Annotated in this window: 13 protein-coding genes; 7 read left to right on the top strand and 6 right to left on the bottom strand. The window is 29.6% G+C overall.

Features of this window, described 5'->3' with window-relative positions:
- Positions 1-687 precede the first annotated feature (687 nt).
- The 6 genes from WHD08_RS18255 (at position 688) to WHD08_RS18230 (ending at position 8,521) form a co-directional block, all read left to right on the top strand.
- Positions 688-2,913 (top strand): NADP-dependent isocitrate dehydrogenase, encoded by a 2,226-nt coding sequence (locus tag WHD08_RS18255; protein ID WP_165733599.1) that lies wholly within the window; start codon positions 688-690, stop codon positions 2,911-2,913.
- 150 nt (positions 2,914-3,063) lie between these two features.
- Positions 3,064-5,442, top strand: coding sequence for a TonB-dependent receptor (locus WHD08_RS18250; RefSeq protein WP_208889778.1), 2,379 nt, complete (start codon positions 3,064-3,066; stop codon positions 5,440-5,442).
- A 31-nt stretch (positions 5,443-5,473) separates the two neighbouring features.
- Complete coding sequence (locus WHD08_RS18245; RefSeq protein WP_208889779.1) at positions 5,474-6,304, top strand: DUF4249 family protein; 831 nt, start codon at positions 5,474-5,476, stop codon at positions 6,302-6,304.
- A 165-nt stretch (positions 6,305-6,469) separates the two neighbouring features.
- On the top strand, positions 6,470-7,288 hold the full coding sequence (gene murQ, locus WHD08_RS18240) for an N-acetylmuramic acid 6-phosphate etherase (protein ID WP_208889780.1): 819 nt from the start codon (positions 6,470-6,472) through the stop codon (positions 7,286-7,288).
- Positions 7,278-7,520, top strand: coding sequence for a DUF6095 family protein (locus WHD08_RS18235; protein ID WP_165733603.1), 243 nt, complete (start codon positions 7,278-7,280; stop codon positions 7,518-7,520). Before murQ ends, WHD08_RS18235 begins: the two co-directional genes overlap by 11 nt.
- Entirely contained in the window at positions 7,520-8,521 is a 1,002-nt protein-coding gene (locus WHD08_RS18230; RefSeq protein ID WP_208889781.1) for a DUF6695 family protein, read from the top strand. The genes WHD08_RS18235 and WHD08_RS18230 overlap by 1 nt, the downstream gene beginning before the upstream one ends.
- Positions 8,522-8,529: 8 nt before the next feature.
- Here WHD08_RS18230 and WHD08_RS18225 read toward each other — a convergent pair whose 3' ends face one another.
- Positions 8,530-9,027 (bottom strand): DinB family protein, encoded by a 498-nt coding sequence (locus WHD08_RS18225; protein WP_208889782.1) that lies wholly within the window; start codon positions 9,025-9,027, stop codon positions 8,530-8,532.
- Between the two features lie 246 nt (positions 9,028-9,273).
- On the opposite strand from WHD08_RS18225, the gene WHD08_RS18220 reads away from it, so the two are divergent.
- Positions 9,274-10,209, top strand: a complete 936-nt coding sequence (locus tag WHD08_RS18220; RefSeq protein ID WP_208889783.1) for a hypothetical protein — start codon at positions 9,274-9,276, stop codon at positions 10,207-10,209.
- A gap of 200 nt (positions 10,210-10,409) precedes the next feature.
- Here WHD08_RS18220 and WHD08_RS18215 read toward each other — a convergent pair whose 3' ends face one another.
- From WHD08_RS18215 to lpxD, 5 genes are all read right to left on the bottom strand, one after another.
- The gene (locus tag WHD08_RS18215) at positions 10,410-11,078 is read right to left on the bottom strand and encodes a DNA-binding response regulator (RefSeq protein ID WP_165733607.1); all 669 of its coding nucleotides are present in this window, start codon (positions 11,076-11,078) and stop codon (positions 10,410-10,412) included.
- A gap of 2 nt (positions 11,079-11,080) precedes the next feature.
- A complete protein-coding gene (locus WHD08_RS18210) occupies positions 11,081-12,841 on the bottom strand; it encodes a sensor histidine kinase (protein ID WP_208889784.1) in 1,761 nt (586 codons plus the stop codon).
- Positions 12,842-13,161: 320 nt separating this feature from the next.
- Positions 13,162-14,853: an energy-dependent translational throttle protein EttA gene (gene ettA / locus WHD08_RS18205; protein ID WP_165733609.1), complete on the bottom strand. Its 1,692-nt coding sequence runs from the start codon at positions 14,851-14,853 to the stop codon at positions 13,162-13,164.
- 55 nt (positions 14,854-14,908) lie between these two features.
- The gene (locus WHD08_RS18200; RefSeq protein ID WP_240914557.1) at positions 14,909-15,085 is read right to left on the bottom strand and encodes a CAL67264 family membrane protein; all 177 of its coding nucleotides are present in this window, start codon (positions 15,083-15,085) and stop codon (positions 14,909-14,911) included.
- Positions 15,086-15,210: 125 nt separating this feature from the next.
- Complete coding sequence (gene lpxD / locus WHD08_RS18195) at positions 15,211-16,203, bottom strand: UDP-3-O-(3-hydroxymyristoyl)glucosamine N-acyltransferase (protein ID WP_165733611.1); 993 nt, start codon at positions 16,201-16,203, stop codon at positions 15,211-15,213.
- Between the last annotated feature and the right edge of the window lie 80 nt (positions 16,204-16,283).

Genomic DNA, 16,283 nt, shown 5'->3' with positions numbered 1-16,283 from the left:
GCTTTTTTAGTACACAATTGTTAACAACTATGGTTAATAGATTGTTAACAACAAAAATGTTAAAAAAGAAATATATCTATAAATAAATCGTATATTTATGATATAATTTACAAGTTAATTATTAAATAACGTGTAAATACATAAAGTAACGTTCTTTATAAAACATTATTAATCAGAAAAACTAAATTGAAACTTCTATTTATTTGAAAGAATAAAAAGAAACGTAAACTAGATTTATTCATTTTATTCATTGTGTAAATAGTTCTTAAATCTAAAAAGATTTATTTTTGATGGTTACAATTGAAACATTAATAAAAATTTTAAAAAAGTAGAATGCTTGATTAAAATTAAGGATGTTTCAAAAACTGAAATAGCAGTAGGTAATCTCTTTTCTATAGAGATATAAAAGGAAACTTTTATTTGATATTGTAGTAATACAGACAGTACTAAAACACTATTTCGAAGAAGCCATATCATAACAAGAAATTGTATGATATGGCTTTTATTTTGTTTTAAACCCACATTCTTACCAATAGCCTTAATTTATTATTAAAAACACACAAAAACAACATAATTAATAATAATTAATCAACAAAAGTATCATTATTAATTCATAAATTTGTTCCACTTTTTTTTACGAAATGCATTTCGTAGAAAACAAAATAACATATAAAAACATATCTCAATATGAGTAAAATAGCTAAAATTGTTTACACAAAAACTGATGAAGCTCCCGCTTTAGCAACACGTTCATTCTTACCTATCGTAAAAGCTTTTACAAAATCTTCTAATATAGAAATTGAAGTAAAAGATATCTCTTTATCTTCAAGGATACTTGCTAATTTCTCAGATTATTTAAAACCAGACCAACAAGTAGAAGATGCTTTAGCTTTTTTAGGTGATTTTGCAAAAAATCCAGAAGCTAACATTATTAAATTACCAAATATTAGTGCCTCTGTACCTCAATTAAAAGAAGCAATCTCTGAGTTACAAGAAAAAGGTTTTGCCCTTCCTAATTATCCAGATGAAATTAAAACAGACGAAGACAAAGCTGTTTTAGCATTATATAATAAAGTAAAAGGTTCTGCTGTAAACCCAGTTTTACGTGAAGGAAACTCAGATAGAAGAGCTCCTAAAGCAATAAAAAATTACGCTCGTAAGAATCCACATTCTATGGGTGCATGGTCTTCAGATTCTAAAACGCATGTTGCAACAATGACTGAAGGTGATTTTGCAAATAATGAAAAATCTTTAACTGTAAAAGATGCAACATCAGTAAGTATTGTTCATACCTCAGAAAAAGGAGCTAAAACTATTTTAAAAGAAAATTTAGACCTTTTAGATGGTGAAATTATAGATGCTACTATAATGAGTAAAAAAGCATTAATTTCTTTTTTAGAAGAGCAGTATGAAGATTCTTTAGACAAAAACGTATTGTTTTCTTTACATATGAAAGCAACGATGATGAAGGTGAGTGATCCTATCATTTTTGGTCATGCAGTTCGTGTTTATTTTTCAGATTTATTTAAAAAGCATGGAAAAACGTTTAAGAAGATTGGTGCAGATGTAAACAACGGATTAGGAAATTTACTTTCTAAACTAAGTGAATTACCAAAAGAAAAACGTGATGAAATTAGACAAGAAATAAGATACGCTATAGATCATGGTCCGGAATTAGCAATGGTAAACTCTGACAAAGGAGTTACAAACTTACATGTACCTTCTGATGTTATTATAGATGCTTCTATGCCAGCTATGATTAGAACTTCTGGACGTATGTGGAATGCTGATGGAAAATTACAAGATACGAAAGCAATTATTCCTGATAGTGCTTATGCAGGTATTTACTCTGCAACAATAGATTTCTGTAAAAAACATGGTGCTTTCGACCCTACAACTATGGGAACTGTTCCTAACGTTGGTTTAATGGCTCAAAAAGCAGAAGAATATGGTTCTCATGATAAAACTTTTGAAATTGCTGCTGCAGGTAAAGTAGCTATAATTGATGCTTCTGGAAAAAAACTTTTAGAGCATAAAGTTGAAGAAGGTGATATCTGGAGAATGTGTCAAGCAAAAGATTTACCAATTCAAGATTGGATTAAATTAGCAGTAACAAGAGCAAGAGCTTCTGAAACTCCTGCTGTTTTTTGGTTAGACAAAAACAGAGCTCATGATGCAGAAATTATTAAAAAAGTAAAAAAATATTTACCAGAACATAACACTGAAGGTTTAGATATTAGAATTTTATCACCAATAAAAGCAACTGAATTTACTTGCGAAAGACTTATAAAAGGAGAAGATACTATTTCTGTTTCTGGTAACGTTTTACGTGATTATTTAACAGATTTATTTCCAATTTTAGAAGTTGGTACTTCTGCTAAAATGTTATCTATTGTTCCATTAATGAATGGTGGTGGATTGTTTGAAACTGGTGCTGGTGGTTCTGCTCCAAAACATGTTCAGCAATTTGTTGAAGAAAACCACTTACGTTGGGATTCTTTAGGTGAATTTTTAGCTTTAGCAGTTTCTTTAGAACATTTAGGAACAGCAAACAACAACTCTAAAGCCTTAATTTTAGCTGAAACGTTAGATGAAGCTACAGATAAATTCTTAGAGAATGATAAATCTCCTTCTAGAAAGGTTGGTGAAATAGACAACAGAGGAAGTCATTTTTACCTAGCTTATTACTGGGCACAAGGTTTAGCGGCACAAGATAAAGATGCTGAATTAAAAGCTGCTTTTACTAAAGTTGCTGCAGAATTAAAAGACAATGAGTCTAAAATTGTTGCTGAATTAAACGAGATTCAAGGAAACGCTGTAGAAATGGGTGGTTATTATTTACCAAACGAAAATTTAGCAGATGCTGCAATGAGACCTAATGCTACTTTAAATATTATTTTAAACGCTATTTAGATTTCTAAATAACATATTTTTAAACAAAAGCCGATGTAAAACATCGGCTTTTGTTGTTTATAATTCTTATATAAAAAAAATAATTTTTACATTTTATTAAAAATTAGATTTGTATTTTTGTTTATAATTTAAATTAAATCATTAAACAAAATGTTTCATTTAAAAAAAATAATCTTTCTTATACTCTTAGTAAGTTTTACAGCTTTTAGTCAAGAAAGACATACCGTTAGTGGTACTATTTATGATAATAGCAATAACGAGACTTTAATAGGAGTTTCTGTATATTTTCCAGAATTAAATTCTGGTACTACCACCAATCAATATGGATTCTACTCCATTACGCTTCCAGAAGGCAGTTACAAAATACAAGTCAGTTACTTAGGGTATGCTACCACTATTGAAACCGTTGACCTCAATGAAAAAATGACAAAGAACTTCAAACTAAAAGAAGAATCAGAAAGTTTAGATGAGATTATTATAGAAGGAAATGTAGAAAACCTAAATATTAAAACGCCTCAAATGAGCGTTAACAGACTTACATCTGCTACTATTAAACAAATACCGGTAGTCTTAGGAGAAGCAGATATTATAAAATCATTAATCTTATTACCCGGAGTTACAAGTGCAGGAGAAGGCGCATCTGGCTTTAACGTGAGAGGTGGCGCTGCAGATCAAAACTTAATTTTGTTAGATGAAGCGATCGTTTTTAATTCGTCGCATTTATTCGGATTCTTTTCGGTGTTTAATCCCGATGTTATAAAAGACGTCAAATTATACAAAGGAGGAATTCCTGCAAATTACGGAGGTAGATTATCCTCTGTTTTAGATATTTATCAAAAGGAAGGAAATAGTAAAGAATTTAAAGTTACCGGAGGAATTGGTTTGGTTTCGTCTCGATTATTAATTGAAGGTCCAATCAAAAAAGAAAAAATATCTTTCTTAGTTGGCGGTAGATCTTCTTATGCACATTTGTTCTTGCCATTATTTGATATGGATAACACCGCATATTTTTATGATTTAAACACCAAAGTAAATTATAGAATTGATGACAGAAATAGCGTATTCTTTTCTGGTTATTTTGGAAAAGACGTGTTTGGAATTAGAGATAGTTTTGTAAACACTTATGGAAATAAAGTTGCCAATTTACGTTGGAATCATCTTTTTTCTGACAAACTCTTCTCTAACCTATCTGTTATTTATTCTGATTACTTTTACGGGTTAACCTTAGATTTTGTTGGTTTCGAATGGGATTCTGGTATTACAAACTATAATCTTAAATATGATTTTAACCATTACATCAATAATAAATTTAAGTTGAGCTATGGTATCAACAACATTTACAACAAATTTAATCCAGGTGAAATTAAACCAAATAGAGAAGATTCAGGAATTTTAGCAGAAAAATTAATTGATAAGTATGCAAACGAATTTGCTGTCTATATAGATGCTGAACATAAAGTTAGTGAGAAGTTAAGATTGCAATACGGACTTCGTTTCAGCAACTTTACAAGATTAGGTCAAGATGAACTAAATGTTTACACCAATAACCAACCTGTACTTTATAATAGTGAGTTTAAAAAATATGAATCTGCAGATGCAATTGCTACAGAATCATTTAAAAGAAGTGATGTAATAAGCAGTTTCAATAACTTTGAACCAAGAGTTTCTATGTCTTATATTTTAGACGATAATACTTCTATAAAAGGTAGCTATAATAGAATGGCACAATACTTACATTTATTATCTAACACCTCTTCTCCTACTCCATTAGATGTTTGGGCACCTAGTGGAAAATATATAAAACCACAACTTTTAGATCAATATGCTGTTGGGTATTTTAAATCTTTAAAAAATGGTGATTACTCGATAGAAACAGAAGTTTTTTATAAAGACATTCAAAATAGAATCGATTATATAAATGGTGCAAATTTAGTTGCCAATAATGAAATTGAAACAGTCATTTTAAATGGAAAAGCAAGAGCTTACGGTTTAGAATTGTTACTTAAAAAAAACGCAGGTAAATTTAAAGGTTGGTTTTCTTACACCTTATCTAAATCTGAACAACAAACACCAGGTAGAACGGCTGCAGAACCTGGTATTAATAGCGGAGAATGGTACAATACTGCTTATGATAAAACCCACGATTTTTCTATAAACGGAAGTTACGACTTTAACGAAAAATGGAAATTCAATGCAAATTTTGTTTTTCAAACAGGACAGCCTACAAATTACCCCGTTGGTCAATACGAATATCAAGGTTTAAATGTGCCAATTTATGATGATAACAGAAGAAACGCAGATAGATTACCAGCGTATCACAGACTAGATATTTCTGCTACTTTAACTCCAGAAAAAAACAAGTTTAGAAAATGGCAAGGAGAATGGGTTTTTGGGATATATAATGTTTATGGACGCCAAAATGCAGCTTCTATTAACTTTACACAGAATAGTGAAACCTACAGAAACGAAGCGATACAAACGTCTATTTTTGGCTTAGTGCCTTCTGTAACTTATAATTTTAAATTCTAAACCTTCTTAAAGGTTGTTAAGTATTATTCTTATGAAAAATATAAAAATTATTATCGTTCTAATCATCATCTTTTTTGCAAGTTGCGAGAAAGTTGTAGATATTGATGTACCGTCTATTGAACCAAAATTAATTATTGATGCATCTTTTGAAGTCCTTTTTGATGAAAGTCCTGTTGTGGCAAATACCACTGTAAAACTTAGTTTATCTGCAGATTATTTTGATGATGAAATTCCGGCAGTTACAAATGCAGTTGTTACTCTAACCAACTTATTAGACAATATTGTAATTCCTTTTGAAGATGTTAATTCCGATGGGAATTTTACACCCATAAATTCTTTTATTCCTGCCGATGACACTGAATATCAATTAACCGTAATCTATGATAACGATATTTACCAAGGGAAAGCTACTAAGGTAAAATCTACCGTTATCAATAGTGTTACACAAGGTGATGAAACGCTGTTTTCGGATGATCAAATTGAATTGAAGATTTTATTTTCGGATGATGAAAACGAAGAGAACTATTACGTTTTTAATATTGACACCTACAACTTTGTGAATATAGAAGACACTTATTTTAATGGATCAGATTATAATTTCTCCTATTTCTATGAGGACGAAAATATTGAACTTCCTAAAGAAATAGCTATTAAATTATCTGGAGTCTCTAAAGATTACTACACTTATTTTACAATATTATCGAGTCAGAGTGGAGAAAGTGGCGGTGGTCCTTTTCAGTCTATTCCATCATCTCTATTAGGTAATATTGTAAATACTACTGACGATGCTAATTTTCCGTTAGGCTATTTTCATATTTCAGAAACAGATACGTACAACATAAATTTAGTTGAAAAAGAGTAATTTATTAGTATTGTTCTTGGCACTGAGTTAGGAATTGAAGCCTTTCGACTTCCCTCAAGACAAGCTCTATCCTTTTTTATTTTTTATAAAAAAGATATAGCAGAAAGCCCGTTAAAACACCCAAAAAACAAATAAGAATAGACAAGAATTCTGTACTTTTGGACCATGAATTTTATTAAAACAACAGAGCAAGATTCTAACTACAATCATCTAGAAAAGATGTCTGTAAAAGAACTATTAAGCAACATAAATAACGAAGATAAAACGGTGCCTTTAGCTGTAGAAAAGGCTTTACCGCAAATAGAAAGTTTAACGACACAAATTGTAACTAAATTACAAGATGGTGGAAGACTTTTCTATTTAGGGGCAGGTACATCGGGCAGATTAGGTGTTTTAGACGCTTCTGAATGTCCACCTACTTTTGGAGTTTCGTCAGAAATGGTTGTTGGTATTATTGCCGGTGGAGATATTGCTATTAGAAACGCTGTGGAGTTTGCAGAAGATTCAAAAAATCAAGGTTGGTTAGATTTGCAAGAACACCAAGTTTCTAGTAAAGATGTGGTTGTTGGTATTGCTGCTTCTGGCACAACGCCTTATGTAATTTCTGCTTTAGAAGCGTGTAATAAAAACAATATTGTTACAGGTTGCATTGCTTGTAATGAAAATAGTCCTTTAGGTATTGTTGCTCAATTTCCTATTGAAGTTGTTGTGGGACCTGAGTTTGTAACAGGAAGCTCTAGAATGAAAGCCGGAACTGCTCAGAAATTAGTACTGAACATGCTTTCTACAGCAACCATGATTCAATTAGGGAAAGTTAAGGGAAATAAAATGGTTGATATGCAACTTTCTAATAAAAAATTGGTAGAAAGAGGTCAAAAAATGTTAGCTTTAGAACTAAATATAGACCAAACCGAGGCAAGTGCATTACTACTTAAATATGGTAATGTTAGAAATGCCCTTAAAAACTATAAAAATGAGCACTAATTATAACTTATTAGGTAAAGGTTTAAGGAATTTAAGTATTTTACTTATTCTTTTTATAGCTTCACCAATATCGCTTACAATGGGCTTTAAAGCATTAAAAAAGTTTGATAATACTCCGCAAGAATACATTTCTTATCTTATTTTAATTGTTGCAGCAATAATAATTATATTTACAATGTACTTTGCTTTTAAAACTTTTAATGTTCTGCTAAAAGCAATTTTTAATAATTAATGAGCATAGACAAAACTAACGGAATTATAGTAATTCTCTCTTACCCAGACACCGTTGTAAGACCTGCCTATTGGGAACCTTTTAGTAAGGTTTGGCCTCTAATTGGTATTGGTAGTAAACATGGGGTTCAAGCTGGTCATGCTGCTTTATTATTGATTAAAAAAAACGAAACTGAAATTAATTATTTTGATTTTGGGAGGTATATTACAAGTTACAGCAACGGGCGTGTTCGATCTAAAGAAACAGACCCAGAACTTAAGGTTTCTATAAATGCTGAATTTGAAAACTCAAAATTAATAAACATAAAAGAAGTTTTACTTTGGATAGAAAAGCATCCTGAAAAAACACATGGAGACGGCAGATTGGTTGCAAGTATTCATAATGAGATTGATTTTGAAAAAGCACATAATTTTATTCATCAATTAATAAATGAAAAAGAAATTCCTTACGGTGCTTTTATAAAAAATGGGTCTAATTGTGCACGTTTTGTTACAGATACAATTATTGCATCTTCATCAAATAAAAAAATTGGTGAGCAATTAAAAAGATCTAATTTACTAACACCAAGTCCTATTGGAAACGTAATTAAAGCAAGTACGAATAACGTTATTCATAGTATTTACAAACAAAGAATTGAGGATTACAAGAATAGATCGATTCTTAAGGAGTATAAAACTTCTTTTTTTAATAAATTTGATATTGAACCGAATTTAATTGGAACAGAACTACCAAATAAAACGATTTTTGAACTAAAAAACGGTACTTGGTTAGGCGGAATTGGAAGTGGCGCCTGGTTTAAAATTGAAGCACAAATTGATACTGAAACTTATAGTATATCTAGATTTGATTCTAAAGGAACAAAAGATTTTTATGCTGATTTTAGCATTGATAAAAAATGTTTTAATTACTTAGAAGAGCATCAATTTATATATCCTACAAATTGTAAAGAAGCCATTATTATGCAAAACAACAAGTTGTATATTTTACAAAATAACTCGTAAAATACATTCTAACTTCTTTCTATACTTACTTTTGGCGTAGTTGGGTTAAACCCAAAATCTGCGTCTGGTAATTCTATTCCTAATTGATAAATAATATAACCTATACTTGCAAAATGATGAATTGCATGACTGTGTGCTTGCATTAGTATAGCCGCCAAAGTATAATTTACAGATTTTACTCCTAAGCCTAAATCATCTGTAACAAGCATTGTATTTTCTAAACTTGAAGTATTAATTTCTTTTAATTTTTGAATTGTTTCATTAAAATATTCAATTCCTAATTGCGTATGTAATTCTAATAATTCGTTTCTATTTCTTTTATTTAAATAAATAGATTTTGTTTCTATCCCTTCGAAAACACAAGAAAATACATCTAAGATATGGCGCATATGGCAACCTATGCTAGAGAAATAAGGAGCTACAGAGCTGTCTGAATATTGTTCATTAGAAATTGTATTTAATAAACATATTCCCCTTTGTAAGTTTTTCTCTATAGCCTCAATCATAAAAAATAATTTTCTTTTTTGTCGTTAAAATTTTTATGAATTTACGAGTTCTTATCTATATTTTCTAATAAAAAATAAACATAGATTTAAAACGCTCAAAAACAACTACTTAACACTCAGCAAATGAAATATAATTAAGATCATTAAATCACTAATTCTTTTTTTGGCACGTTCTTTGAAAATATGATAATCAAATACGGAAGCTGAAAAGTAAATTAGAGTAGGCAAAACCCTAAAACCATAATTATGAAAAAAGGTATACTTATATTAATGGGAATGTTCTTTCTTATTTCAACTACTAAAGCCGAAAATAATAAAGAAATCCTGAACAATTTTGGGTTTAATTACTCATATGAAAATACCATAAATTTTGTAGAGCGAGATGTTGAGTTCTTTATTTTTACCAATGGTGAATTTGATTTTAACACTCATTATTACGACAATGGAAATCAAAGAGGCATATATATAGCTAGAGATTATAGAGGTAGAATTGAAAGAATAGGAAACTCTTTTATAAACTATGATAGATCTGGAAATGTAACCAGAATTGGAAACGTTTTTATGAAGTACTATAGAGGACAATTAACCGATGTAGGTAATTTAAAAATAAGATATGATCATTGGGGAAATCCAAAATTTTACGGAAATGTAAAAGATAATTACTATCATCATAATGGTTTAAGAATTAATTTAAATATTGGAAATATATTTGAATACAATAATTCTTATTTCTCTCACAGAGATTTTTCTAGACAATATAGTAAAATTAGAGAAGACCATAATTACTATTACTATAGAGCAAATCCGAATGCTAAAATTGGTAAAAAAAGTAAAATTTTAAGAAGAAGAAAACCAGTACCAGTTACAAGAAGGAGCAATACTACTTATAGAAGACCTACTACAATAAATAACAATGGAAGAACAGTGGTAGATAAAAGAACTAATACAACAACGAGAAGACCTACTACTGTAAACACACAAAAAAGAGGAACCATTGATCGAAGAAATAGCAGCACCACTTCTAGAAGACCAACAACTGTAACTAGAGAAACGTCTACCTCTGTTAAAAGAAGTGATAACAGTTCTAGTAGAAGATCTTCTGTGGATAGTAGAAAATCTGAAAATACAAGAAAACAGAATTCTACAACAAAAAACGAAAATAACAGAAAAAGAAGAAGTTAAAAAACAGGTATTTATACGTAATTTTTAATTAACCTATTTTTATAAATTTACAGTGTAATTATTTGAATACCAAATCAGTTAACTAATTTCCAATTAGTTCTGATAAGAAAATTAAAAGTTAAAAGCTTCATTTCCTAAAAGAAATGAGGCTTTTATAATTAAATGTTTGTTTTAAATCTACAAATAGGAATAAAGTATCTCTAAATAAGTCCTAAATCTTTAGCAATTGCTACTAAATGCGTAGGATTATTGGCATTAAAATGTTCTTTTAAAATTCTTAACCTTTTTTCTATTGCGCTAATACTAGAAGGTGATATCCCTTTTTCTTTTAATTCTTTACTAATAGCTTCTTGCAGCAACCCTTTAGACAAATATTCTATTAAAAGAATGTCTGAGTCTGTAATTTCAATCGTTTTTTTTGGGTGAATTGCAGTGCTTAAATCCGGAGAAATATAAAACTGATCTGATGTAGAAACAACATCAATTGCTTTTCTTAAATCTTTTAATCCATTTCTACTTTTCCAAACATACCCTTGAATTTTTAGACTTTTGTATAAATTTTGAATTCTATATGATTTATCTTCTACTGAAAAAACAATAATTTTCAAATCAGAAAATTCTTGTCTAATTTTTTCTATAAGTTCATCACCCGATTTTAATTCTTGTGGAGTTCCATCACTTTCAAAAGATAAATCAGAAATAATTAATTGATAAGGTACTCCTTCTAAAAAAGCTTTTTTAATTTTAAGAAAAGCTTCGTCACAATAAGAAATATAATCTACTTCTTCTATGTTTAACCCCTCTAGCGCCATTTTTATTCCGCTATTAATTACATCAAAATCTTCTACAACTAAAACTTTTTTAAACATTCTTAATTTTTAAAATGGATATACACTTTTAAACCTTTGTTCGGCTTATTTTCAAATTTAATAGTTCCATTAATAGTTTTTATACGGGTTTCCATATTTTTAAGTCCATTTTTAAAAATAATAGTATCATCCTTAAATCCTACACCATTATCTGCATAACTTATTTCTAAATTATGATTTGTTTTCTTGCATGCTAAAACGACTAAGCTCGCTTTACTATGCTTTTTCATATTTACAAACAACTCATTAAAAACCCGATACATAACAATCTGTTTCTCTTTGGTTAAATTATTTAAATCTAAAGAAGACAAATCTTTTAATATAATTTTACAAGTATCAGAATTATAACTTGCTACTAGATTTCTAAAATAATTTTCAAAATTAGATCCCGTTTCAATAGAGTCATTTTCGTGAGAAATAGCTCGTGTTTGTAAATAGATTTTATCTAAATCGTTTATAATTTCTTCGGTATTAATTTTAGTATTTTGAACTTTTGTGAGGGTATTAAAAATATCATTCCCTAATTCATCATGTAATTTTTTCGCAATCCTTGTTTCAGTATTATAATTCTCTTGTAAGATTCGTTTTTTGTGCTGTTCTTTTCTTCTATAAATCAAAAATAATAAACTAGAAATTGATAAAAAACCAATAATTAAAACATTTTTCTTCTGACTTTTTTCTTTTTCAGCAACTAAAATGTTTTCTGTTGCTAATGTTTGAAACTTGAGTTTTTGTTTCTCTTCTTCTTCATAATTGTATTTAATAGTAGCAAACTTGTATTGATGTTTAGACTCTACTTCTTGTAAACTGTCTCTTAAACGAATACTTTCTTTATAATAATTAATGGCTTTTTGAGCTGTTTGAAGTCCTATAATTTTATCTATAGCTTCTATTTGATCTTGCGGACTTTTTTCTTTTTTTGATACTTCATACATTTTATCAGCATAAAATAATGATTTGCTTCTATTCTTTTTATAAAAAAAATCTGACAAATGGCTATAACTTGCAATTAATCCGTAAGTATCTTTTTCCTTAACTCTGATAGATTTTGCCAGTAATAAATCTTTTAAGATATTTATATTTGGATTATTTAACCATTTAATATGAGCTAAATTATCAATAATTCTTGCTTTAGTTTTTTGACTAGTAATGTCACCTTTTAATAATTCTTCTAAAATTGAAATTGATTTAGAATACTCTTTTTGCTCTTTATATACATTAGCCATATTATTTTTAATTACAATATTGCCACTTGTACTTGAAATAAAAGTTAATGCTTGCTTATAATTATAAATAGCTTGTTTAAATAAATTTTGTTTTTTAGAATTTATTGCTAAAGTATTGTAAATGGAGGCTATAGCACTTGCACTCCTCCCCTTTAAATATTCTAATCCATTAATTGCAGATATGTTACTATTAATATAATTACCGTAAGAAGATTCTATAATAGCTATGTCTCGTAAACATCTTGCTATTTGAATACTATCATTTTGTTGACGGTATAATTCTTTAGATTTATTATAAAAATAGAAAGCGCTATCATTAGCTCTTAATTTTCTTTGAAATTGTGCAATTCTATAGTACGATTCTGCTTTTTGTTTTTCATTTTTATTATTTAATGATTTTTGAAGCATTTTTTTAGAATAAAATAATGCCTTCTCATTATCTCTTTGTTTACTATAAAAAACAACCGTTTTAGCAATACTATCGTAAGTAATATTGGTTGATTTTTCTTGAAAAGAAAACAATTTATTATTAAACAAAAAGGTAAAAAGTAGGAGGAACAAAACATTAAATTTCATTCCTCTAAAATACTATAATTCTTGATTTAAAAAATTTTAATTACCTGTTTCATAATCATCACCTGGTAAATATTCATCTTCACCTCCAGTTGCAGAAACCTCTAATTTTACAGGTTCCCTTTCTAAGTTTTCATCTAAATCTGTACAAGATGTAAAAACAAAGTTTGTAAATAATATTACACATAAATCTACTTGATAATAAAGCTAAAAAACCATTACAAATAAAAAAAAGCAGCTAATAAAAATTAGCTGCTTTTTTGTAAAATATAATTTCTAGAAAATTATCTAATTAACTTTCTGTATTTAATTCGTTTTGGCATTAAATCTCCACCCAAACGTTTCTTTTTGTTTTCTTCATATTCAGAGAAACCACCTTCAAAGAAATACACTTCACTATTCCCTTCAAAAGCTAAAATATGTGTACAAACTCTATCTAAAAACCATCTATCGTGACTAATTACAACCGCACAACCAGCAAAGTTATCTAAACCTTCTTCTAATGCTCTTAATGTATTTACATCTAAATCGTTGGTAGGCTCATCTAATAATAAAACGTTTCCTTCTTCTTTTAACGTCATTGCTAAATGCAAACGGTTACGCTCTCCACCAGAAAGTGTATTTACTTTTTTGTTTTGCTCACTACCAGAGAAATTAAAACGACTTAAATAAGCTCTAGAATTAACTTGCTTACCTCCCATCATTACTAAATCTTGTCCGTCAGAAAAGTTTTCCCAAATTGTTTTTTCTGGGTCAATGTCTGAATGGGCTTGATCTACATATGCAATTTTTGCAGTTTCACCTACAGAAAAACTTCCTCCATCAGGTTTTTCTTCTCCCATAATCATTTTAAAAATAGTAGTCTTACCAGCTCCATTGGGACCAATAATACCTACAATTCCTGCCTGCGGAAGATTAAACTCTAAATTATCATATAATAATTTTTCTCCAAATGCTTTAGAAACACCTGTTGCTTCTATAACATTGGTACCTAAACGTGGTCCATTAGGAATGTAGATTTCTAATTTTTCGTCTGTTTGCTTTTGATCTTGACTCATTAACTTGTCATAATTCTTCAAACGAGCTTTTTGCTTTGTTTGACGACCTTTTGCTCCTTGACGAACCCAATCTAATTCTCTTTCTAATGTTTTTTGATGTTTTGAAGCTGTTTTACTTTCTTGTGCCATTCTCTTAGACTTTTGGTCTAACCATTCAGCATAATTTCCTTTCCAAGGAATTCCTTCACCTCTATCCAATTCAAGAATCCAACCAGCAACATTATCTAAGAAATATCTATCATGCGTTACAGCAATAACAGTTCCTTTATATTGTGCTAAATGGTGCTCTAACCAATGTACAGATTCTGCATCCAAGTGATTGGTAGGCTCATCTAATAATAAAATTTCTGGTTCTTGTAATAATAATCTACATAAAGCAACACGTCTTTTTTCACCTCCAGAAAGTACTCCGATTTTCTTATCAGAATCTGGCGTTCTTAACGCATCCATTGCAATTTCTAATTTGGTATCTAATTCCCAAGCATTAGCAGCGTCAATTTTATCTTGTAAAACTGCTTGTTGTGCCATTAGTTTATCCATCTTATCTGCATCAGAATAGACTTCTTCTAAACCAAACATGTCGTTTATTTTATTGTACTCTTCTAAAATTGCAACTGTTTCTGCAACTCCTTCTTTTACAACTTCTAAAACTGTTTTTTCTGGATCTAATTGTGGCTCTTGTTCTAAATACCCAACCTTATAACCTGGAGCAAAAGTAACATCTCCTTGAAAATTCTTTTCTACTCCTGCAATAATTTTTAATAAAGTTGATTTTCCTGATCCATTTAAACCAAGAATACCAATTTTTGCTCCATAAAAGAAGCTTAAATAAATATCTTTTAAAACTTGTTTCCCTGTTGATTTATAAGTTTTAGACAACTTATTCATCGAAAAGATTACTTTCTTATCGTCGCTCATTTGTTTGTTTTTTTTAATTTAATTTGAAAATTGCTACTGTGAAAACTGTAGACTTTTATACTCTTCCTTTTAATGCATTAAAAACCCATGCAATACAAAAGAAACCAAAACCAACTGCCGCAAATCCCCATCCGGCAACTTCATTATATCTAAAAGCCCCTAAAGCTATTAAACCTAAGCCAACAAGTATCATAATAAGCGTAGCAAAGCCTAATACTGTATTTTTATTCATTCCCATAATTCGTAATTAGTTCGTTTGATTGGCAAATATCGGTAATTATTTGGTATTGCCCAATAATAGGCTTCAGTAAAAGCCTTTAAAAATTAGAGTTTCAGTAAGTAGTAATTAATAAAAACCTAGCTTCTACCAAGTTTACGCAGAGCTACCCATTGTTTCATTTTTTCTCTAGAATCACAAGCAGGATAACCAACTACAGATTTACCAGCTGCAATATCTGCAATAACACCAGAACCAGCACCTACTTTTGCCCCAGAATGTATGGTAACATGGTCTTTTATAGAAGCACTTCCTCCAATAATTACACCATCTCCTAAAGTTACAGAACCTGCTAAACCACTGTGTCCTGCCATAATACAACATCTTCCTAAAACAGAATTATGCCCTATTTGTACCAAATTATCAATCTTACAGCCATCTCCTAAAATAGTAGAACTAAATTTACCACGATCAACACATGAATTTGCTCCAATTTCAACAGCATTTCCGATAACTACATTTCCTATATGAATAATTTTCACTAACCCTCTTCCATCAGGACTTGGTCTATAGCCAAAGCCATCAGCTCCAATACTCACATTTACATGAAAAATACAATGACTACCAATTTTAGTACGTTCTCTAATAACGGTTCCAGACCAAATTACAGTCTCGTTGCCAATTGTAGTATCATCAAAAATGGATACATTAGGATAAATGGTTACATTATCTCCCAGTACTACATTTTTACCAACATAAGAATTTGCACCTACTTTACAACCTTTTCCTAATGTTACTGTTTTATCTATTACTGCCGTCGGATGAATATCCGTTTCAAAATAAGGCGACTCTGGCTCAAAAGCTTCTAATAAAACTGCCATCGCCAAATCTGGATTCTTAACTTTGATAAACGCTTTACCTTCTTCTGGTAAAATTGTTATTCCTTCATAAACAATTGCAACACTAGCGTTAGAATTCTCCCATAATTTTGCATATTTAGAGTTACCTATAAAAGTAACATTCCCTTTTGTAGCATTTTCAATTTGTTCTGGCGCATATATTATATCTTTACAAAGCCCAATTTGTTCACCTTTTAAAAGTGATGTTATTTCTTCTACAGAAAATGATTTCATAGATTATTTTTAATTTTTTCTAAATGTACTATAATATTTACTAACACAAAAAAATCCTATAAACATAGGATTTAATTCAA

Source organism: Polaribacter sejongensis, assembly GCF_038024065.1.
GTDB classification, from domain to species: domain Bacteria; phylum Bacteroidota; class Bacteroidia; order Flavobacteriales; family Flavobacteriaceae; genus Polaribacter; species Polaribacter sejongensis.
This window is presented reverse-complemented; position numbering and strand designations above follow the sequence as displayed.

Excerpts from the sequence above, each read along its gene's own strand:
- WHD08_RS18255 (WP_165733599.1), top strand. The coding sequence starts at position 688 with ATGAGTAAAATAGCTAAAATTGTTTACACAAAAACTGATGAAGCTCCC.
- WHD08_RS18245 (WP_208889779.1), top strand. The coding sequence starts at position 5,474 with ATGAAAAATATAAAAATTATTATCGTTCTAATCATCATCTTTTTTGCA.
- lpxD (WP_165733611.1), bottom strand. The coding sequence starts at position 16,203 with ATGAAATCATTTTCTGTAGAAGAAATAACATCACTTTTAAAAGGTGAA.
- WHD08_RS18250 (WP_208889778.1), top strand. The coding sequence starts at position 3,064 with ATGTTTCATTTAAAAAAAATAATCTTTCTTATACTCTTAGTAAGTTTT.
- WHD08_RS18230 (WP_208889781.1), top strand. The coding sequence starts at position 7,520 with ATGAGCATAGACAAAACTAACGGAATTATAGTAATTCTCTCTTACCCA.
- WHD08_RS18200 (WP_240914557.1), bottom strand. The coding sequence starts at position 15,085 with ATGAATAAAAATACAGTATTAGGCTTTGCTACGCTTATTATGATACTT.
- ettA (WP_165733609.1), bottom strand. The coding sequence starts at position 14,853 with ATGAGCGACGATAAGAAAGTAATCTTTTCGATGAATAAGTTGTCTAAA.
- WHD08_RS18215 (WP_165733607.1), bottom strand. The coding sequence starts at position 11,078 with ATGTTTAAAAAAGTTTTAGTTGTAGAAGATTTTGATGTAATTAATAGC.
- murQ (WP_208889780.1), top strand. The coding sequence starts at position 6,470 with ATGAATTTTATTAAAACAACAGAGCAAGATTCTAACTACAATCATCTA.
- WHD08_RS18235 (WP_165733603.1), top strand. The coding sequence starts at position 7,278 with ATGAGCACTAATTATAACTTATTAGGTAAAGGTTTAAGGAATTTAAGT.
- WHD08_RS18225 (WP_208889782.1), bottom strand. The coding sequence starts at position 9,027 with ATGATTGAGGCTATAGAGAAAAACTTACAAAGGGGAATATGTTTATTA.
- WHD08_RS18220 (WP_208889783.1), top strand. The coding sequence starts at position 9,274 with ATGAAAAAAGGTATACTTATATTAATGGGAATGTTCTTTCTTATTTCA.